Genomic DNA, 19490 nt, shown 5'->3' with positions numbered 1-19490 from the left:
CACCGCCTACCGCGACCCCGACAAGACCCGCGGCCGCGAGGTCATGGCCGCCATCATCGACTCCCTCGCCAGCGCGGTGCCCACCGGCCTGACCGAGTTGCGCCAACTGGGCCGGACCCTCACGCGCCGCGCCGCCGACGTCCTGGCCTACTTCGACCGCCCCGGCACATCGAACGGACCGACCGAGGCGATCAACGGTCGCCTCGAGCACCTCCGCGGCTCCGCCCTCGGCTTCCGCAACCTGACCAACTACATCGCGCGGTCCCTGCTCGAGACCGGAGGCTTCAGACCGCGACTACACCCTCAATCGTGAAGAGCCGGGTTCCCCATACGGGCATGCGATCTGGGCTGACGCCTGTGACCGAGTGTTCAGTGCGCGCTGTATAGTTCAGTCCATGCTGACTATTGCTTCGCGTCTCGACGTGATGAACCGCCTGGGTCGTGCACTGGCCGACCCCACTCGATCCCGGATCATCTTGACCCTGCTCGACCATCCCGCTTACCCGGCGGAACTGGCCCGAGATCTGGACCTGACACGCCCGAACGTGTCCAACCACCTGGCATGCCTGCGCGATTGCGGGATCGTCGTCTCCGAGCCCGAGGGTCGTCGGACACGATATGAGATCGCCGATTCACACCTGGCGCAGGCGCTGACGGCACTGGTCGATGCCACCCTGGCAGTGGACGAAGACGCCCCGTGCATCGATCCCGCCTGCTCGCTTCCCGGATGCGACGCAGCTGGGGAGGGCGCATGATCCTCACCTCGGTCTTGCAGGCGATGGGCCTGTTCGCAGCGACCAACATCGACGACATCATCGTGCTCTCCCTCTTCTTCGCGCGAGGGGCAGGCCAGCGCGGCACTACCGCCCGCATTCTGGCCGGCCAGTACCTCGGATTCGCCGGCATCCTCGGTGCCGCGGTCCTGGTGACCATCGGTGCCGGAGCATTCCTGCCCTCGGCAGCCATCCCGTACTTCGGTCTCATCCCACTGGGCCTCGGCCTCTGGGCCGCATGGCAGGCCTGGCGCGGAGACGATGACGACGATGACGACGAGGCCAAGGTTGCCGGCAAGAAGGTCGGCGTGTGGACAGTCGCAGGCGTCACCTTTGCCAACGGCGGCGACAACATCGGCGTCTACACCCCTGTCTTCCTCATCGTGGAACCTCTCACAGTAGTCGCCTACTGCATCGTCTTCCTCGCGCTCGTCGCGGTCCTGGTGGCCCTGGCAAAGTTCGTCGCCACCCGCCCCCCGATCGCCGAAGTGCTCGAACGCTGGGAGCACATCCTCTTCCCCATCGTTCTCATCGGCCTCGGCATCGTGATCCTCGTCAGCGGCGGAGCCTTCGGACTCTGACGTAGCGGCAGCGATCCAAACGGCCCCGACCGGGCGCACCCCTCTCGGTTCAGACCGCGACACCTACCTGCAGCCAGTCCTGCGTGATCGCGGCAACAAGACCGCCACGGAGCGCTGCAAAAACCCCGCCACCAAGCGAACGAAGCCACAGGTCGACAACCACCTGCACCACGGCAACGAGCTGGGCATCGACGAGCGCACGGTCTCCTGGCGCCGGGTCCTGGACGTCAACGACCGGGCACTGCGCAACGTCGTCATCGGCCTCGGCGACCGGGTCGACGGGGTGCCGCGGCAGAGCGGCTTCGACATCACCGCGGCCAGCGAGGTGATGGTGATCCTGTCGCTGGCGACCTCGCTGGCCGACCTGCGGCGCCGGCTCGGCCGGATCGTCGTCGCCTCCACCCGGGACGGCGCGCCGGTGACCGCCGAGATGCTCGGCGCGGCGGGGGCGATGGCAGTCATCCTGCGCGACGCCCTGCAGCCGAACCTGCTGCAGACCCTCGAGGGCACTCCGGCCCTCGTGCACACCGGGCCGTTCGGGAACATCGCCACCGGGAACTCCTCGGTGGTCGCCGACCTCGTCGGCGTCCGCACCGGGGACTACCTCGTCACCGAGGCGGGGTTCGGCGCCGACATGGGGCTGGAGCGGTTCGTCGACGTCAAGTGCCGGGTCTCCGGGCTGGTCCCGGACGCCGCCGTCCTCGTCGTCACCGTCCGCGCGCTCAAGGCCCACTCCGGGCGCTACCGGGTGGTCGCGGGCCGGCCGCTCCCGCCGGAGATGCTCGAGGAGAACCCGGACGACGTGCGCGCGGGGGCCCCCAACCTGCTGGCGCACCTGCGGATCGCCCGACGGCTGGGCATCTCCCCCGTGGTCGCGATCAACGCCTTCCCCGGCGACCACCCGAGCGAGCACGCCGTGATCCGCAGGCTCGCGCAGGACGCCGGGGCCCGGGTGGCCGTGACGACGCACGTCGCCGAGGGCGGCAAGGGCGCGCTCGCCCTGGCCGAGGCCGTCGTGGCCGCCGCCGGGGAGCCGTCCACCCTGCGCTTCCTGTACGAGCCGGAGGTGCCGCTGCCCGACAAGATCGAGCGGATCGCCCGCGAGATCTACGGGGCGGACGGCGTGGACCTCGCCCCGGCGGCCGCCGCGGACCTGCGCCGGTTCACCGAGCTGGGTTTCGGGCACCTGCCGGTGGTTGTCGCCAAGACGCACCTGTCGTTGTCGTCGGACCCGCGGCTGCTCGGTGCGCCGACCGGGTGGCGGCTGCCCGTGCGCGAGGTCCGGCTCGCCGCCGGCGCCGGGTACGTCTACGCGGTCTGCGGTGACATGCGGACCATGCCCGGTCTGCCGCGGCACCCGATCGCCGAGCGGATCGACCTCGACGACGACGGCGAGGTCGTCGGGCTGTCCTGAGGCCGGCCGCCGGCCGCCGCCGGCGCCTGGGCGCCGCAACCGGGTCAGCCGCGGGTGAGCTGCAGCCGCCACGTCTCCGGGCCGCGCTCGAGGTAGGCCACGTCCAGCCCCCCGTCGTGCCGCTCGGCTAGCTGGCGCAGCAGGGGCTGCGGGTCGTGCGGGGCGACGAGGACGAGCGCGCCGCCCGTCGGCAGGGCGTCGACGGCACCGAGGACGGCACCGTGCCGGATCGCGTGCGGGATGGCCCGGACGTCGAGCTCGGGCAGCGCGGTGTCGTGCTCGCCGCAGGCGCACCCGCCCGAGCCGTGACCGCCGATGGAGACCGACTGCTGCATGGGAGGACCCTTCTGAGGAGGCAGCGGGACCGGGGTGGTGGCCCGGCGCATCGTTTTACTACAGTAACCCCCGTGGAAATCAAGTCGGGCATGGGGCCGGCACCCGTCCGTGCCGGGACGGCGGGCCGCTCGCTGTCGGGCCAGCGCGCCGTCGTCCTGGAACGGCTGCAGCAGCGGGGTCAGCCGCTCACCGTCGCCGAGCTTGCCGCCGAGCTTGGCCTGCACCCGAACACCGTGCGCGAGCACCTCGACGCATTGGTCTCGTGGGGCCTCGTCGTCCGTGGGCGACAGGCGACGAGGGGACGCGGGCGGCCGGCGTGGACCTACGCGGCCGCGGCCGACCTCGTCGAGCCGGACACCAGGGTCCGCGACTACGCGGGTCTGGCGACCGCCCTTGCTGCGCACATCGCCCTGACGAGCGCGGACCCCAGGGGCGACGCCCTGGCCGCCGGTCGGGACTGGGGCCGCCACCTCGCCGCCGCCCACCCGTTCGAGCGGCCGCCGTCGGCGACCGCGGTGCGTCGCCGGGTGGTCGCCCTGCTCGACGAGCTCGGGTTCGCACCGCAGGACGACGCCCGCTCCACGACGGCCGCACTGCGCCGGTGCCCGCTGCTCGACGCGGCCACCCGGTACCCCGAGGTCGTCTGCCAGGTGCACCTCGGGATCGTCCGGGGCGCCATGGAGGCCTACGGCGGTCAACCCGAACGCACTGCCCTCATCCCGTTCGCCGAGGTCGGCGCGTGCCGCTTGCACCTGCTGACGGCGGCGTGAACGCCGCCCTGGTGACCGAGCGGGGGGCCAGACCCGCCACCGCGGGCCCGGCGAGCCGTCCACCGGCCGTGCGGAGGCTGCCCTGGCCACGGGCGCTGCTCCTGCTGCCCGCCGCCGCCGCACTGCTGCTCGGCCTCGACGCCGCGATGATGCTGCTTGGGCTGCCGGCCCCGCTCACCCTGCCCCGGCTGGGGGACGTGCACGGGGTGCTCCTCGTCCTCGGCTTCGCCGGCACCCTCGTCGCCCTCGAACGGGCCGTCGCCCTCGGCAGCCGCTGGGGCTACCTGGCCCCTGCCGGGCTCGGTGCCGGCGGCCTCGCCCTCGTCGTCGTACCGTCCCCGGCCGTCGCCGGGGCGCTGCTCACGGCCGGGGCTGCGGCCCTCGTCGCGGTCTACGTGCCGCTGTGGGCCCGTCAGCCGGCTGCGGCGGTCGTCGTCCAGGCTCTCGGTGCCGTGCTGGCGGTGGGGGCAGCGCTGTTGTGGTGGGGCGGCGTCCCGGTCCCACACCTGCTGCCCTGGCTGACCGGCTTCCTCGTCCTCACCATCGCCGGGGAGCGGGTCGAGCTCGCCCGGGTCGCTGTCCTCGACCCGCGGGCCGACCCCATCGTGGTCGGGACCGCCGGCCTGCTCGCCGCCGGCGTCCTCGTCGGGCTGCTGTGGCCGGTCGCGGGAGCGGCCGGCACGGGTGCCGCGCTGCTCGCCACGACAGCCTGGCTGGCCCGCTACGACGTCGCCCGGCGCACCGTCCGCAGCACCGGGCTGCCGCGGTTCACGGGCTGGGCCCTGCTCGCCGGCTACGGCTGGCTCGCCGTCGCCGGAGGGATCTGGCTGCTCGGCGGGCCGGTCACCGCCGGCCCCGGCTACGACGCCGTGGTGCACGCTGTCTTCCTCGGCTTCGTGATCTCGATCATCATCGCGCACGCCCCGGTCATCCTGCCCGCGGTGCTACGCCGGCCGTTGCCGTACCGGCCGGCCATGTACGCGCCGCTGGTCCTGCTGCACATCTCGCTCGCCCTGCGCATCGCGGTCGGCGACCTGCGCGACGTCGGCTCGGCGTGGCAGCTCGGGGGCCTGCTCAACGTCTCCGCCGTCCTGCTCTTCGTTGCGGTCGCCGCGTGGTCCGCCGCCACGGCCGACCGTCGTCCCCGGAGGTCGTCGTGAGCCGTACCGCCTGGCACCTGCGGACCGGTGCGGTCGTCGTGGCCTGGCTCCTCGCCCTCGTCGTCGTCGCCCTGGTTCACCCCTTCGTCCCGGCCGCCCGGTGGCTGCTGGTCCACCTGCTCGTGCTCGGGGCGGTGAGCAACGCCATCCTCATCTGGAGCTGGCACTTCGCGGCCGCCCTGCTGCGGCTGCCGACCGAGTCGCTGCGCCGGGGCCAGGCGCTGCGGCTCGTGCTGTTCAACGCCGGCGCACTCGGCGTCGTCGGCGGCACGGTCACCAGTGCCCGGCTGCCCGTCGTGGCGGGCGCCGCGGTCGTTGCCGGGGTCGCCGGCTGGCACGCCACCGCGCTGCTGCGCCGGGCGCGGGCCGCCTTGCCGTCCCGGTTCGGTGTGACCGTCCGCTACTACGTCGCCGCGGGCCTGGCCCTGCCTGTCGGGGCGGTGCTCGGGGTGCTGCTCGGTCGACCGGGGCTGTCCGACGCCGGGCACGGTCGCCTCGTCGTCGCCCACGAGGTCGTCAACCTGCTCGGCTGGGTGGGGCTGACCGTTGTCGGGACCCTCGTCACCCTGTGGCCGACGATGCTGCGCACCCGGGTCGCGGACGGCGCAGAGCGCGCCGCCCGGCGGGCCCTGCCGGTGCTCGTCGGCGGGGTCGCCGCTGCGGCGGCTGCGGCCCTGGCCGGCTCGCTCGTCCTCGCCGCGGTCGGCGTGCTCGTCGTCCTCGCCGGCGTCGTCGCGGTCGCCGTCCCGCACGCCGAGGAGGTGCGCCGTAAGGCGCCGGTCGAGCTGCCGACCGCCTCCGTGCTCGCCGGGATGCTGTGGCTGGCCGGGTCGCTCGTCGTCCTCGCGGTCGGGCTGGCGACCGCGGGGGACTGGGCCACCGCCGGTGAGCGGGCCGGTGCGCTGACCGCCCCGTTGCTGGCCGGGTTCGCCGCGCAGGTGCTGATCGGTGCGCTCGGCTACCTCGTCCCGGTGGTCCTCGGCGGCGGGCCGTCCGTGCAGCGGGCGACCTCGACGCTGCTCGGACGTGCCGGCTGGGCCCGGCTCACCGCCGCCAACGCCGGTCTGCTGCTCGCCGTCCTCCCGGTGCCGAGCCTCGTGCGGGTCGTGCTCTCCGTCGTCGTCCTCGTCGCGCTCGGGTCCACCCTGCCGCTGCTCGTGGGCGCCGTCCTGCTCGCCCGCCGGGTGCGCGGGGCGCCGCCGCAGCCTGCTGGCCCGCAACGGCGTCCGACCGCCCAGCGCCGGCTGGGCCTGGCGGCCGCCGGCTTCGCCGTCGTCCTCGTCGGTACGGCCGGCGGCGTCGCGCTCGACCCGGCCGCCGCCGGTATCCCGCTCACCACCGCGGTCAACGCCTCGCCCGCGGCCGGTGCCGCTCAGGCCGGCGAGACCGGCCGGACGACGACGGTCACCGTCCGGGTCGAGGGGATGCGGTACGTGCCGGACGTCGTCGAGGTGCCTGCCGGAGACCGGCTCGTCGTCGTCCTGGACAACACCGGCGATGACCGGCACGACCTCGTCCTCGCCAACGGCGCTCGTAGCGACCGGGTCGGCCCCGGCGAGCGGACCCGACTGGACGCCGGTGTCGTCACCGGGGACCTCGACGGATGGTGCTCCGTCGCCGGGCACCGGCAGATGGGCATGGTGCTGACGGTCCGTGCCGTCGGGGCCGAGGCGACGGGGCCGGCACCTGGTGACGCCGCGTCTGCCGCCGAGGACCTCGACCTGCAGGTCCACCCGGGAGCGGCCTTCGCCCCCTACGACCCGCGGCTCGACCCCGCACCCGCCGGAACGGTGCACGAGGTGACCCTCGTCGTCCGCGAGGTCGAGCGGGAGGTCGCTCCCGGCGTCCGGCAGACGCTCTGGACGTTCGGCGGCACGGCGCCCGGCCCGACGCTGCGCGGCCGGATCGGTGACGTCTTCGACGTCACTCTTGTCAACGACGGCAGCATCGGGCACTCGATCGACTTCCACGCCGGTGCCCTCGCGCCCGACCGGCCGATGCGGACGATCCAGCCCGGAGAGTCGCTGCGCTACCGGTTCACCGCCACCCGGGCCGGCATCTGGATGTACCACTGCTCGACGGCGCCGATGTCGCTGCACATCGCCAACGGCATGTTCGGCGCCGTCGTCATCGACCCGCCGGACCTGCCGCAGGTCGACCAGGAGTACGTGCTCGTGCAGTCCGAGTACTACCTCGGGCCGCAGGGCGGGGTGGCGGACGCCGACCGGGTCGCCGCCGAGCGACCGGACCTCGTCGTGTTCAACGGGTACGCGAACCAGTACGACCAGGAGCCGCTCACCGCCCGGGTGGGGGAACGGGTGCGGGTGTGGGTGCTGGCGGCCGGTCCGCAGCGGGGCAGTGCGTTCCACGTCGTCGGCGGGCAGTTCGACACGGTGTGGTCCGAGGGCGACTACCGGCTGCGGCCGGGTCCGGGCGGGGCGCAGGTCCTGGCTCTTGCCCCGGCGCAGGGCGGCTTCGTCGAGCTGGAGCTACCCGAGCCAGGCCGCTACCCGTTCGTCACGCACGCCATGGTGGACGCCGAGCGCGGCGCGCACGGCGTCCTGGAGGTGGTGCCGTGACCGGAATGCCGGTGACCGGGCTACCGTTGGCGGTGGTTGAATCTCTAACCACTGCCGGAAGGGGCCTGCCGTGCCCGCGATCACCGTTCCTGATCTCACCGTGCTGCCCCGGTTGCCGCGGGTCGACCGCAGCGTGCTCACCGAGCGGCCCGTCCGCTCGGTGACGACCGCGCCCGACGGGTTGGAGGGCGAGGGCTTCCCGGTCCGGCGTGCGTTCGCCGGCGTCGACCTGCGCGACCTGGACCCGTTCATCCACATGGACCAGCTGGGCGAGGTGGAGTACGCCGCGGGCGAGGCGAAGGGCACCCCGTGGCACCCGCACCGCGGTTTCGAGACCGTCACCTACATCCTCGACGGGACGTTCGAGCACGCCGACTCCGAGGGCGGCGGCGGCGTGATCACGAACGGGGACACCCAGTGGATGACCGCTGGCAGCGGGCTGCTGCACATCGAGCGGCCGCCGGAGGAGCTGGTGCTCAGCGGCGGGCTGTTCCACGGCGTCCAGCTGTGGGTGAACCTGCCACGGGCCCAGAAGATGGCCCCGCCGCGCTACCAGGACCTGCGCGGGAACGAGTCGGCTCTGGTCAGCTCGGACGACGGCGGTGCGCTGGTCCGGGTCATCGCCGGTGACCTCGGCGGCCACCGCGGGCCCGGGGTGACGACGACTCCGATCACGATGGCGCACGCCACGGTGAGTCCGGCCGCCCGGCTGGAGACGGCCTGGCCGCCGGACTTCAACGCGCTCGTCTACGTGCTCGCCGGGCAGGGCACGGTCGGCCCGCAGGGCCACCGGATCCGCAAGGGCCAGCTCGCCGTCCTCGGCGCCGGTGGGGCGCTGTCGGTCGCCGCGGCCCCGACCCAGCCGCAGGCCGAGCCGAACCTCGAGGTGCTGCTGCTCGGCGGCCGGCCGATCCGTGAGCCGGTCGCCTGGGCCGGGCCGTTCGTGATGAACACCCGCGCTGAGGTGGTCCAGGCGTTCGAGGACTTCCAGGCCGGCCGCCTCGGCCGGGTCCCGGCCGTGCACGGCGCGCCGACGTCCGTCGTCGAGGGCTGACCCCGCCGCGGTCCACCACCGCCGGCTGCGCCTTCTGCGGGGCCACCCGTCCGACGTAGCCGATCCGCACGCCGCCGGCTCGCTCGGTGGCCGGTCCCGCGGGGTGGCGGGATTGCATGATCACGAAGAGGGGGACGACCGAGCGGTCCGGCGGGTCCGGCGCCGGGGCGGCTCGGCGGGCTCGCCGCGACCGGCCTGGGCCAGGGCGGCGGTGAAGGACGGCGAGGACTGCAGCACCCGGATGTCGGCGGGCATCTCGATCCCGGCCTCCTCGTAGGCCCGCACGACGGCCGCGATGACCGCGTCCAGCGCCTCCCGGGTCTCGAGCTGGCGGGCACCGGACCAGAACCGCAGCTCGATGTCCACCGTCGAGGCGCCGAGCGAGGCGATGAGCGCCTGCGGGGCCGGCTGCGCGGCAACCTGGGGCAGCCCGTGCATCGCGGCGAGCGCCACCTGGCGGGCCTCGTCGAGGTCGGCCTCGTAGGCGACACCGATGACGACCGAGGTCCGGACCTGCTCGTACCCGGTCTGCACGGTCACGACGCCGTTGTGCACGGTGCTGTTCGGGATGAGCACCCGACGGCCGTCGAACGTGCGGACGACGGTCTCCCGCAACGTGATCCGCTCCACGGTGCCGCGGACGTCCCCGATCGCGATCTGGTCGCCGGAGCGGAACGTCTCGCGGGTGAGCATGAGCACCCCGGCGAAGAGGTTGCTCAGCACGTCCTGGAACGCGATGCCGGCGGCGATGGACAAGATCCCCAGGCCGCCGAGCACGTCGACGGGGTCGACGCTGGGGAACGCGACGGTCAGCCCGATCCCCGTCCCCAGCAGTCCCACCGTCCAGCCCCCGAGCCGGGCGAACACCTCGGCGTAGCTGGGGCTACGGCCGCGCCAGGAGTGGTAGCGCTGGAGCGCGTCCCGCACCACTCGTCCCAGGACGAGCGCCAGGACGACGATGCCCGCCCCGACGGCGAGCTGCAGAGCGTCGACGGGAGGCAGGTTCCAGTCGACGCCAGACAGGGAGGGCAGCAGCACGGGGACCATCGTGCCGTGCCACGCTGATCCGGCACCTCGAGCCGGGGCACCTCGGTGCGTGGACGCCGTCAGGCGTCGAAGTCGAGGACCACCCTCGGGGTCGTCGGCACCGACTGGCACGCCAGCCGGAAGCCGGCGGCGATCTCGGCGTCCTCGAGGGCGTAGTTGCGGGCCATCTCCACCTCGCCCTCCACCACCTTGCAGCGGCAGGTGCCGCACACGCCGCCCTTGCACGCGTACGGGGCGTCGTTGCGGACGGCGAGGGTCGCGTCGAGGATCGAGCCCTCCTCGGGCATCGGGAACGTCGTCGTCCGCCCGGCCAGCCGGACGGTGACCTCGCTGCCCGACTCCTCGCCGTCCAGGCTGACCCGGCTGGTCATCCGCGGCGCCTCTCCCTCGACGTGGAACAGCTCGAGGTGGATGTCGGGCTTGGGCACGCCGCGCTCGACGAGCGTGGCGTGCACCTGCTGGACCAGGGCGTAGGGACCGCACAGCAGCCACTCGTCGACGTCGTCGGGGGGCAGCAGGGTGTCCAGCAGGGTGTGCAGCTTCTCCTCGTCGATGCGGCCGTGGAGCAGGTCGGCGTCCTGCCACCACTCGCGGGACAGCACGTGGACCAGCTGGAGGCGGTCGGGGTAGCGGTCCTTGAGGTCGGCGAGCTCCTCGAGGAACATCACCGACGCGGTGGTCCGGTTGCCGTAGACGAGGGTGAACCGGCTGGCTGGCTCTGTCTCCAGCACCGTGCGCAGGATGGACATGACGGGCGTGATCCCACTGCCCGCGACGACGGCGGCGTAGTGCTTGGCGTTCGCCGGGTCGACGGCGACGCCGAACCGGCCGGCGGGCGGCATCACCTCGAGGGTGTCGCCGACCTGCAGACCGGTGCTGACGTGCCCGGAGAACAGCCCGCCCTCCAGGCGCTTGACCGCGACCCGCAGCCGGTGCTCGGACGGCGCCGAGCAGATCGAGTACGAGCGGCGGACCTCCTCACCGTCCAGGTGCGCGCGCAGGGTGAGGTGCTGGCCCGGCGTGAACGCGAACACGTCGGCGAGGTCGTCGGGCACGTCGAAGGACACCGCGACGGCGTCGTCGGTCAGCTGCTCGATCTGGGAGACCCGCAGCGGGTAGAAGGTGCTGTGCCCGCGGGAGGCCGCCACCTGCTGGTGCGTCGAGGTGGTGCCGGCCTCGTCCCTCCCGTCGCCGCTCACCTCAGTCGTCACGTCGGTGCTCACGTCAGTCGTCACGTCGGGCCCCTCAGATCGCCTTGAAGTGGTCGAACGGCTCGGAGCAGGCGCGGCACTGCCACAGCGCCTTGCACGCGGTCGAGCCGAAGTGCGACAGCTCTCGGGTGTCGAGGGAGCCGCAGTGCGGGCAGCGCACCGACAGGGTGACCGGGACCGCCCCGCCGGCCCGGCGGCGTCCGGGTGGGGCGATCCCGTACTCGGCGAGGCGCCTCTTGCCCTCCTCCGTCATCCAGTCCGTCGTCCACGCCGGGGACAGCACGGTGCGGACCTCGACGTCGGCGAACCCGTTGCGCCGCAAGGCGTCCACGACGTCGGTGCGGATGGTGTCCATCGCCGGGCAGCCCGAGTAGGTGGGCGTGATGGTGACGACGACGCGCCCGTCGTCGGTGACCTCGACGTCCCGCAGCACGCCGAGGTCGGCGATGGTCAGGACGGGCACCTCCGGGTCGGCCACCTCACCAGCCACCCGGCGGGCCGTCTGCGCCCGGGACGTCGCCGTCCTCACCAGCTCGCCCCGGGGTGTGAACGGTGCAGGTGCTGCATTTCGGCCAGCAGGTACCCGAGGTGCTCGGTGTGGACGCCGTCGCGACCGCCGAGCGGCAGCCGCCGGCTCGGCTCGGGCACGGCGAGGGTCGCCGCGGAGACGACGGGGGTGACGGTGTGCTCCCACTCGGCGCGCAGGGACGCCGGGTCGACGGCGACGCCGTCCTCCAGCAGCCCCTCAGGGACCCACGAGCCGTCGAACAGCTCGGGGACGTACGGCCAGACGGCGTCGAGACCGGCCTGCATCCGCCGGTGGCTCTCCGGCGTGCCGTCGCCGAGCCGGATCACCCAGGACGACGCGTGCTCGAGGTGGTAGGAGACCTCCTTGACGGCCTTGCCGGCGACCGCGGCGAGCCGCTCGTCGGCGGACCGCTCGAGCCGCCGGTACAGCGCCTGGGCGTAGGCGGAGAAGACGAGCAGCCGCGCCATGGTCACGGCGAAGTCACCGTTGGGCAGCTCCACCAGCTGGACGTTGAGGACGTCGCGCTCCTCGCGCAGGTAGGCCAGGTCGTCCTCGTCGCGGCCGGCGCCCTCGACCTCGCCGGCGTAGGTGAGCAGCATCCGGGCCTGACCGAGCAGGTCGAGCCCGATGTTGGCGAGCGCGACGTCCTCCTCCAGCTCGGGGGCGTGCGCGATCCACTCGGCGCAGCGGTGCGAGAGCACGAGCGCGTCGTCGCCGAGGGACAGCGCGTACCGGGCGAGATCCGGCAGCGCCCGGGTCGCGGGGGTGGCCCGTGCGCTCACAGGTGCGGCACCCCCTCGGGGATGTCGTAGAACGTCGGGTGCCGGTACACCTTGTCTGCCGCCGGGTCGAAGAACGCGTCCTTCTCGTCCGGGCTGCTGGCGGTGATCTGCGCGGCCGGCACCACCCAGATGCTCACGCCCTCGCTGCGGCGGGTGTACAGGTCGCGGGCGTTCTGCAGGGCGAGCTGGGCGTCCGGGGCGTGCAGGGACCCGACGTGCTGGTGGCTCAGGCCGCGGCGCGGCCGGACGAACACCTCCCACAGCGGCCAGTCCCGGCGGGCGGCGTCCGGGGCCTGGGCGACGTCCGGGGCCTGAGCGGCGTCCGGGGTGCCGGTGCTCACGCGACCACCGCCTGCGGGCCGGCGGCCTGCTTGGCGGCGTAGGCGGCGGCGGCCTCGCGGACCCAGGCACCTTCCTCGTGCGCGGCCCGCCGGGTCTGCAGCCGCTCGGCGTTGCACGGGCCGTTGCCCTTGAGCACGTCGTAGAACTCGTCCCAGTCGATGGCCCCGAACCGCCAGTGGCCGGACTCCTCGTCGAAGCGCAGCTCGGGGTCCGGCAGGGTGAGTCCCAGCACCTGCGCCTGCGGGACGGTCATGTCGACGAAGCGCTGACGCAGCTCGTCGTTGGAGTGGCGCTTGATGCCCCACGCCATCGACTGGGCGCTGTTCGGGGACTGGTCGTCCGGGGGGCCGAACATCATCAGCGACGGCCACCACCACCGGTCGACGGCGTCCTGCGCCATCTGCTTCTGCTCCGGTGTGCCGTGGCTGAGGGTGTGCAGGATCTCGAAGCCCTGGCGCTGGTGGAAGGACTCCTCCTTGCAGATCCGCACCATCGCCCGGCCGTAGGGACCGTACGAGCAGCGGCACAGCGGCACCTGGTTGACGATGGCGGCACCGTCGACGAGCCAGCCGATGGCGCCCATGTCGGCCCAGGTGAGCGTCGGGTAGTTGAAGATCGACGAGTACTTCTGGCGGCCGGTGTGCAGGAGGTCCAGCAGCTCGGCGCGGTCTACCCCGAGGGTCTCCGCGGCGCTGTAGAGGTAGAGGCCGTGGCCGGCCTCGTCCTGGACCTTCGCCATGAGGATCGCCTTGCGGCGCAGGCTGGGGGCTCGCGTGATCCAGTTGCCTTCGGGCTGCATCCCGATGATCTCCGAGTGCGCGTGCTGGGCGATCTGGCGGATCAGGGTCTTGCGGTAGCCCTGCGGCATCCAGTCCCGTGGCTCGATCCGCTCGTCGGAGGCGATCAGCCGGTCGAACTCCGCCTGCAGGGCCGCGTCCTCCTCCGAGGACGGCGCAGCGGGCGCGGCGACCCCCGACGGGCGCTGGTCCGGCTGCTCACCGAAGTCGTTGCCGTACACGAGACCCTCCACGTGTCTGCTCCAACCGACCGAACGGTCGGTTCCCAGGATGCGGGAGGGACCTGCGCACCGTCAACCGGAGCCCGCGGCGTCCGGGGCTGTCGGTGTCCGGGGCCTGTCGGTGTCCGGCGCCCGTCGCGCGGCGCACGTGGCTCAGCGGCGCAGGCCGTCGAAGGCGATGCGGACGACGGCGTCCCCGAGCTCCTTCGGCCCCAGCCCGTGGTGACCGGTGGCTGCCGGAGCCACGTGCGGAGAGCCGGAGGGCCGGTACCACTCGACGAGCGAGTTGATCATCCCGAACAGCAGCCGGGTGACCACCGCGGGGTCGACGTCGTCCCGGACGTCGCCGTCCGCGGCCGCCTCGACGACGAGCGCGGCGACCGTCCGGTCGAACTCCCGGCGGCGCTCCAGGGCCCAGCGCTCGGTCTCGGTGTTGCCGTGCACCCGCAGCAGCAGGGTCACGTAGGGCAGCCGCTCGACGAGCACCGCGACCGTGCGGCGCACGACGTGCTCCAGGCGGTCGATGGCTCGCCCGGTGCTGGCCTGCGGCTCGGCGAGGACGTCGAACAGCGGCCCGACGGCGCGCTCCAGCGCCGTCCGCAGCAGCTGCTCCTTGCTGGCGATGTGGTGGTAGAGCGATGACTTGGACAGCCCGGACGCGCGGGACAGGTGCTCCATCGACGTCCCGTCGTAGCCGCGCTCGATGAACACGGTGACGGCGACGTCGAGCACGGAGTCGGCGTCGTGCCGGCGCCGGCCAGGGTGCCGCTCACCGGTTCCCGCCGGCGGGGCGGGCATCTGCGACACGGACGGCCTCCCGCAGGGTCGATGGTGCAGGGTCGATGGTCCAAGGTCGATGGTCCAGGCTTGATAGTGCACGGGCCGACCGGCAGCATAGGACCGACCGTTCGGTCGGATGCCAGCACACTCGGGAGAGAGAGGACTGCCCGCCCATGCCAGAGGCCTTCCTCGTGGACGGGGTCCGCACGCCCGTCGGTCGGTACGCGGGCGCGCTGTCCTCCGTGCGCCCGGACGACCTGGCCGCCCACGTCCTGCGCGAGCTGACCGCTCGGCACCCGGACGTCGACTGGGAGGCCCTCGACGACGTCGTCCTCGGCTGCGCCAACCAGGCGGGGGAGGACAACCGGGACGTCGCGCGGATGGCGCTGCTGCTCGCCGGCCTGCCCGAGACCGTCAGCGGGACCACCGTCAACCGGTTGTGCGGTTCCGGCGCGGACGCGCTGGCCGTCGCCGCCCGGAGCATCCGCGCCGGGGAGGCCGACCTCGTCCTGGCCGGCGGGGTCGAGTCGATGAGCCGGGCCCCGTTCGTCATGGCCAAGGCGCAGAGCGCGTTCGACCGGCGCGCCGAGGTCCACGACACGACGATCGGGTGGCGGTTCGTCAACCCCGTGCTCAAGGAGCGCTTCGGTACCGACTCCATGGGCGAGACCGCGGAGAACGTCGCCGCCGAGTTCGGCATCTCCCGTGAGGACCAGGACGCCTACGCCCTGCGCTCCCAGGAGCGGGCGGCGGCCGCGCAGGCGTCCGGGCGGCTGGCCCGCGAGATCGTCCCCGTCCCGGTCCCGCAGCGCCGGGGCGACCCGGTCCTCGTCGACACCGACGAGCACCCGCGGCGGACGAGCCGGGAGGCTCTGGCCGCGCTGCGACCCGCGTTCCGCGAGGGCGGCACGGTGACCGCGGGCAACTCCAGCGGCGTCAACGACGGGGCCGCGGCGCTGCTCGTCGCGTCGGAGGCGGCGGTCGAGCGCTTCGGCCTGCAGCCGCTGGCCCGCGTCGTCGGTGCCGCCACGGCCGGTGTGCCGCCGCGGATCATGGGCATCGGCCCGGTGCCTGCGAGCCGTCGTCTGCTCGACCGGCTCGGCCTGACCGTGGCGGACCTGGACGTCGTCGAGCTCAACGAGGCCTTCGCGGCGCAGGTGCTCGCGGTGCTGCGTCAGCTGGGGATCCCGGACGACGCCGAGCACGTCAACCCCAACGGTGGCGGTATCGCCCTCGGGCACCCGCTCGGGATGACCGGCGCCCGGCTCGCCCTCACCGCGGCCACCGAGCTCGCCGTCCGGGACGTGCGGCGGGCGCTGGTCACGATGTGCGTGGGCGTCGGCCAGGGCATCTCGGTCCTGCTCGAGCGCACCTGACCCACCTCGTCGTCCCAGCCCGCCGTCCGAAGAACTCTCGCCCCGCCGTCCGAAGAACCGTCCGAAGAAGGAGACCTCGTGAAGGACCTCAGCCCCCAGCCCGGTGACCTCGAGCCGATCGAGACCGCGTCGGTGGACGAGCTGCGCTCGCTGCAGCTCGAGCGGCTGAGGTGGAGCCTGCGGTACTCCTACGACAACGTCCCGCACTACCGGGCGGCGTTCGACAACGCCGGCGTGCACCCCGACGACCTTCGCTCCCTGGAGGACCTCGCCCACTTCCCGTTCACGACCAAGCAGGACCTGCGGGAGAACTACCCGTTCGGGATGTTCGCCGTCCCCCAGGAGCAGGTGAGCCGGATCCACGCGTCGTCCGGGACGACGGGCCGGCCGACCGTCGTCGGCTACACCGCGAACGACATCCGCACCTGGGCGCACGTCATGGCGCGCTCGATCCGCGCCTCCGGGGGCCGGCCCGGTGACAAGGTCCACGTCGCGTACGGCTACGGCCTGTTCACCGGCGGTCTGGGCTCGCACTACGGCGCCGAGGCGCTCGGCTGCACCGTCATCCCGATGTCCGGGGGGATGACCGAGCGGCAGGTCATGCTCATCGGCGACTTCAAGCCCGACATCATCATGGTGACGCCGTCGTACATGCTCGCGATCATCGACGAGATGGAGCGGCAGGGCGTGGACCCGGCGTCGACCTCGTTGAAGATCGGCATCTTCGGCGCGGAGCCGTGGACGGACGACATGCGCCGCGAGATGGAGCAGCGCCTGGACATGCACGCGCTCGACATCTACGGGCTGTCCGAGGTGATGGGGCCGGGTATCGCGATCGAGTGCGTCGAGACCAAGGACGGCCTGCACATCTGGGAGGACCACTTCTACCCGGAGGTCATCGACCCGGTGACCGGGGAGGTGCTGCCGGACGGCGAGGAGGGCGAGCTGGTCTTCACGACGCTCACCAAGGAGGCGACCCCCGCCATCCGGTACCGGACCCGCGACATCACCCGGCTGCTGCCGGGTACGGCCCGCACCATGCGGCGGATGGAGAAGGTCACCGGCCGCACCGACGACATGATCATTCTGCGTGGGGTGAACCTCTTCCCCACTCAGATCGAGGAGCTCATCCTGCGCACGCCGGCCCTCTCCCCGCACTTCCAGTGCTGGCTGTCGCGGCCCGGGCGGATGGACGAGATGACGGTCAAGGTCGAGCGGCGTCCGGACGCCGACGCGGACGTCGCAGCCCGCGCCGGGGAGGAGCTGCGGCACCTCGTCAAGAGCACGATCGGGGTGACGGTGGGTGTGGAGGTTCTCGAGCCCGAGGGCATCGAGCGGTCGGTGGGCAAGATGCGCCGGATCGTGGACCAGCGCCCGCGCTGACGGCGGACGACGAGAGGCCCCCGGCACGGTGCCGAGGGCCTCTCGTCGTCGGGTGACGAAACCGCAGGTCAGTGGTGGACCTCACCGCTCGGCTTGACCTCGCCGCGCCAGGCGCCGGTCTCGGTGCCACGCGACTCGATGAACTTCTTGAACCGGTCCAGGTCGCCTTGGGCCCGCCGGTCGACGATGTTCAGCAGGTCACCGGCCTTCTCCACGACGCCCTCGGGCTCGTACTCCAGGCGCAGGGTGATCTGCGTGGAGCCGGGGTTGCCCGGGTCGGTCCGGAACAGCACCGTGCCGTCGTTCTTCGTGCCCGCGAGCGAACGCCAGGTGATCCGCTCGTCGGGGGTCTGGTCCACGATCTCGGCGTCCCACTCCCGGGTGACGCCGGCGATCTCGGCCTTCCAGTGCAGGCGCTTGTCGTCGAGCTGCTGGACGGACTCGACGCCCTCCATGAACTCGGGGAACGACTCGAACTGCGTCCACTGGTCGTAGGCGGTGCGGACGGGGACGTCCACCGTGACCGTCTTCTCGACCGTGCTCATGAGTGCTCCTCTCATCGGGTGCACTCACCGGGCTACCCCGGCCGGCAGCGTCCTACACGTGGCCCGGACGGTCAGTCCGGCGGGTCACCGACGATGACGTTGAGGCTGCCGGGCCAGGCGAGGTAGCGGACCGACAGGTTCGTCATCGTCGCCAGCCGGTTGCGGTTGCCGATGAGCTTGACGATGTGCAGCACGACCCAGGCGATCCAGGCCACGAACCCGCCGAACCGCGGTCCCCAGGGCAGCTGGACGACGGCCGCCGTCCGGCCGATCGTGGCCATGATGCCCCTGTCCCGGTAGGAGAAGGGCTCCGTCGCCGCACCGGCCAGCAGCCGTCGGATCTGCTCAGCGGCGTGGCGTCCCTCCTGGATCGCGGGCTGGGCCAGCTGCGGCGGCGGCTCGCCGTCCGCGGGAGCCGCAGCGTCGCCGACGGCGAACACCCGGTCGTGGCCGACCACCCGCAGGTCCGGCTCGACGAGGATCCGCCCTCCCCTGCCCTGGGGCAGTCCCCAGTCGCGGACGTCGTCGGCCACCGTGACCCCCGTGGCCCAGACGGTCGCCGCGCAGGCCAGCTCCTCGCCGTCCGAGAGGCGCACGCCGTCCGGCCGGACCTCCTCGACGGCGGTGCCGAGACGCAGCTCGACGCCACGGCGGCGCAGCTCCCGAGCGGTGTAGCGCTGGAGCCGCGGGACGAACGGGGCCAGCAGGCTGTCGGTCATCTCCACGAGCACGACCCGGGCTCGCGCCGGGTCGACCTCCGGGTAGGCGACCGGCAGGGCGGCGTTTCGCAGCTCGGCGAGGGCGCCGGCCATCTCCACACCGGTCGGTCCGCCGCCGACGACGACCGTGACCGGCTCCTTCGCCTCGGGACGGCCTTGGGCGAACAGCTCCAGGTTCGCCAGGACAGCGTCACGGACCCCGATCGCCTCGCGACGGGAGTAGATGGTCCGTGCGTTCTGCTCGGCGCCGGGCACACCGAAGAAGTTCGCCGTCACCCCAGGGGAGAGCACCAGGGCGTCGTAGCGTTCACGGGTGCCGTCGGCGCACAGCACCTGGCGTCCGGCGGTGTCGAGCCCCGTGACGGCGGTGCGGCGGAACCTCACGTTGCGGTAGCGCCCGCTGTAGGCGCGCAGCGCGAAGGTGACGTCTCCAGGGTTCAGGCCCCCGGTGGCGACCTGGTACAGCAGCGGCTGGAAGGTCGTGTACGGGTTGCGGTCGAGGAGCAGGACGTCGACGTCGTCCCGGCTCAGCTCACGGACGGCGGCCAGCCCGGCGAAGCCCCCGCCGACCACGACGACGCGGGGCCGGGCAGCGGCGGGGGCGGTCGACACGGTGCTCAGGGCAGGAGCTGGGCGTCGAGGGTGCGCTCGGTACCGGCCAGGGCCTTGTTGACCGGGCACGTCTCGTGGGCGAGCGCGGCCAGCTCGGCGAACCGGGCCTCGTCGACGCCGTCGACCTTCGCGCGGATCCGAGAGGCGGCGGTGGTGATGGCCAGTCCCCCGTCGACCCGGTCGACCGTGACGTCCGCGGTGACCTCGAGGGACTGCGCGGTCAGGTCGTTCCTGCCGAGCACGCCGGAGAAGTTCATCGCCAGGCACGAGGAGAGTGCGGCGGCGATGAGCTCCTCGGGGCTGGTGCTGCCCTCGGGCTCGCCGACGCGCCGCGGGAAGGTCACGTCGAAGCCGGTGGCGCCGGAGGAGGTGAGCTCGACGCGACCGGATCCTTCCTGCAGGGAACCGTGCCAGCGGGTGGTGGACGTGCGAGTAGCCATCTCGTCTCCAGTGGTCTCGGTGGAACGTCGGTCACCGAG

General features: G+C 73.1%; 20 protein-coding genes and 1 pseudogene. 10 read left to right on the top strand and 11 right to left on the bottom strand.

What is annotated here, in order from left to right:
- The 4 genes and pseudogenes from ACFP6A_RS03015 to ACFP6A_RS03000 all read left to right on the top strand — a co-directional run.
- The coding region (locus ACFP6A_RS03015; protein ID WP_379601420.1) for a transposase at positions 1–313 on the top strand (313 nt) is incomplete at its 5' end.
- 82 nt (positions 314–395) lie between these two features.
- Entirely contained in the window at positions 396–755 is a 360-nt protein-coding gene (locus ACFP6A_RS03010; RefSeq protein WP_006590980.1) for a helix-turn-helix transcriptional regulator, read from the top strand.
- Positions 752–1354 (top strand): cadmium resistance transporter, encoded by a 603-nt coding sequence (locus tag ACFP6A_RS03005; protein ID WP_379601419.1) that lies wholly within the window; start codon positions 752–754, stop codon positions 1352–1354. Before ACFP6A_RS03010 ends, ACFP6A_RS03005 begins: the two co-directional genes overlap by 4 nt.
- 151 nt (positions 1355–1505) lie before the next feature.
- Positions 1506–2768 (top strand): annotated as a pseudogene (locus ACFP6A_RS03000) (formate--tetrahydrofolate ligase); the annotation flags it as partial.
- A 44-nt stretch (positions 2769–2812) separates the two neighbouring features.
- Here ACFP6A_RS03000 and ACFP6A_RS02995 read toward each other — a convergent pair.
- On the bottom strand, positions 2813–3103 hold the full coding sequence (locus ACFP6A_RS02995) for a DUF2249 domain-containing protein (protein ID WP_379601417.1): 291 nt from the start codon (positions 3101–3103) through the stop codon (positions 2813–2815).
- 90 nt (positions 3104–3193) lie between these two features.
- On the opposite strand from ACFP6A_RS02995, the gene ACFP6A_RS02990 reads away from it, so the two are divergent.
- The 4 genes from ACFP6A_RS02990 to ACFP6A_RS02975 all read left to right on the top strand — a co-directional run bounded on the left by ACFP6A_RS02990 (position 3194) and on the right by ACFP6A_RS02975 (position 8667).
- Complete coding sequence (locus ACFP6A_RS02990) at positions 3194–3874, top strand: helix-turn-helix transcriptional regulator (protein ID WP_379601466.1); 681 nt, start codon at positions 3194–3196, stop codon at positions 3872–3874.
- The gene (locus tag ACFP6A_RS02985) at positions 3844–5034 is read left to right on the top strand and encodes a hypothetical protein (protein ID WP_379601415.1); all 1191 of its coding nucleotides are present in this window, start codon (positions 3844–3846) and stop codon (positions 5032–5034) included. Before ACFP6A_RS02990 ends, ACFP6A_RS02985 begins: the two co-directional genes overlap by 31 nt.
- Positions 5031–7613 carry a multicopper oxidase domain-containing protein gene (locus ACFP6A_RS02980; protein ID WP_379601413.1) on the top strand — a complete coding sequence of 861 codons (2583 nt, stop codon included), beginning with the start codon at positions 5031–5033 and terminating at the stop codon, positions 7611–7613. The genes ACFP6A_RS02985 and ACFP6A_RS02980 overlap by 4 nt, the downstream gene beginning before the upstream one ends.
- 70 nt (positions 7614–7683) lie before the next feature.
- Positions 7684–8667 carry a pirin family protein gene (locus ACFP6A_RS02975; protein ID WP_379601411.1) on the top strand — a complete coding sequence of 328 codons (984 nt, stop codon included), beginning with the start codon at positions 7684–7686 and terminating at the stop codon, positions 8665–8667.
- Positions 8668–8787: 120 nt separating this feature from the next.
- On the opposite strand, the gene ACFP6A_RS02970 is transcribed toward ACFP6A_RS02975, so the two are convergent.
- The 7 genes from ACFP6A_RS02970 to ACFP6A_RS02940 all read right to left on the bottom strand — a co-directional run bounded on the left by ACFP6A_RS02970 (position 8788) and on the right by ACFP6A_RS02940 (position 14394).
- Complete coding sequence (locus ACFP6A_RS02970; RefSeq protein WP_379601409.1) at positions 8788–9705, bottom strand: mechanosensitive ion channel family protein; 918 nt, start codon at positions 9703–9705, stop codon at positions 8788–8790.
- A gap of 68 nt (positions 9706–9773) precedes the next feature.
- On the bottom strand, positions 9774–10862 hold the full coding sequence (gene paaE, locus ACFP6A_RS02965) for a 1,2-phenylacetyl-CoA epoxidase subunit PaaE (RefSeq protein ID WP_379601465.1): 1089 nt from the start codon (positions 10860–10862) through the stop codon (positions 9774–9776).
- A gap of 97 nt (positions 10863–10959) precedes the next feature.
- A complete protein-coding gene (gene paaD / locus ACFP6A_RS02960) occupies positions 10960–11457 on the bottom strand; it encodes a 1,2-phenylacetyl-CoA epoxidase subunit PaaD (RefSeq protein ID WP_379601463.1) in 498 nt (165 codons plus the stop codon).
- Positions 11451–12236: a 1,2-phenylacetyl-CoA epoxidase subunit PaaC gene (gene paaC / locus ACFP6A_RS02955; protein ID WP_379601408.1), complete on the bottom strand. Its 786-nt coding sequence runs from the start codon at positions 12234–12236 to the stop codon at positions 11451–11453. Before paaC ends, paaD begins: the two co-directional genes overlap by 7 nt.
- Positions 12233–12577 (bottom strand): 1,2-phenylacetyl-CoA epoxidase subunit PaaB, encoded by a 345-nt coding sequence (gene paaB, locus ACFP6A_RS02950; RefSeq protein ID WP_379601406.1) that lies wholly within the window; start codon positions 12575–12577, stop codon positions 12233–12235. The genes paaC and paaB overlap by 4 nt, the downstream gene beginning before the upstream one ends.
- A complete protein-coding gene (gene paaA, locus ACFP6A_RS02945) occupies positions 12574–13608 on the bottom strand; it encodes a 1,2-phenylacetyl-CoA epoxidase subunit PaaA (protein ID WP_379601405.1) in 1035 nt (344 codons plus the stop codon). The genes paaB and paaA overlap by 4 nt, the downstream gene beginning before the upstream one ends.
- Positions 13609–13749: 141 nt before the next feature.
- Positions 13750–14394 (bottom strand): TetR/AcrR family transcriptional regulator, encoded by a 645-nt coding sequence (locus ACFP6A_RS02940; protein ID WP_379601462.1) that lies wholly within the window; start codon positions 14392–14394, stop codon positions 13750–13752.
- A gap of 155 nt (positions 14395–14549) precedes the next feature.
- Here ACFP6A_RS02940 and pcaF point away from each other — a divergent pair, with 155 nt between their 5' ends.
- Together pcaF and paaK are read left to right on the top strand one after the other, a co-directional pair.
- Positions 14550–15752, top strand: a complete 1203-nt coding sequence (gene pcaF / locus ACFP6A_RS02935) for a 3-oxoadipyl-CoA thiolase (RefSeq protein ID WP_379601404.1) — start codon at positions 14550–14552, stop codon at positions 15750–15752.
- Between the two features lie 78 nt (positions 15753–15830).
- A complete protein-coding gene (gene paaK, locus ACFP6A_RS02930; RefSeq protein WP_379601402.1) occupies positions 15831–17135 on the top strand; it encodes a phenylacetate--CoA ligase PaaK in 1305 nt (434 codons plus the stop codon).
- Positions 17136–17203: 68 nt separating this feature from the next.
- On the opposite strand, the gene ACFP6A_RS02925 is transcribed toward paaK, so the two are convergent.
- The 3 genes from ACFP6A_RS02925 to ACFP6A_RS02915 all read right to left on the bottom strand — a co-directional run bounded on the left by ACFP6A_RS02925 (position 17204) and on the right by ACFP6A_RS02915 (position 19451).
- Positions 17204–17680, bottom strand: a complete 477-nt coding sequence (locus ACFP6A_RS02925) for an SRPBCC family protein (RefSeq protein ID WP_379601400.1) — start codon at positions 17678–17680, stop codon at positions 17204–17206.
- Positions 17681–17751: 71 nt separating this feature from the next.
- Positions 17752–19011 carry an NAD(P)/FAD-dependent oxidoreductase gene (locus ACFP6A_RS02920; RefSeq protein ID WP_379601398.1) on the bottom strand — a complete coding sequence of 420 codons (1260 nt, stop codon included), beginning with the start codon at positions 19009–19011 and terminating at the stop codon, positions 17752–17754.
- 5 nt (positions 19012–19016) lie between these two features.
- Positions 19017–19451, bottom strand: a complete 435-nt coding sequence (locus ACFP6A_RS02915) for an OsmC family peroxiredoxin (protein ID WP_379601396.1) — start codon at positions 19449–19451, stop codon at positions 19017–19019.
- Positions 19452–19490: the final 39 nt, after the last annotated feature.

Source organism: Quadrisphaera sp. GCM10027208, assembly GCF_042658805.1.
Classification (GTDB): Bacteria; Actinomycetota; Actinomycetes; order Actinomycetales; family SCSIO-59966; genus SCSIO-59966.
The sequence above is the reverse complement of the archived record's forward strand: the minus strand, read 5'-3'. Positions and strand labels throughout refer to the sequence as shown.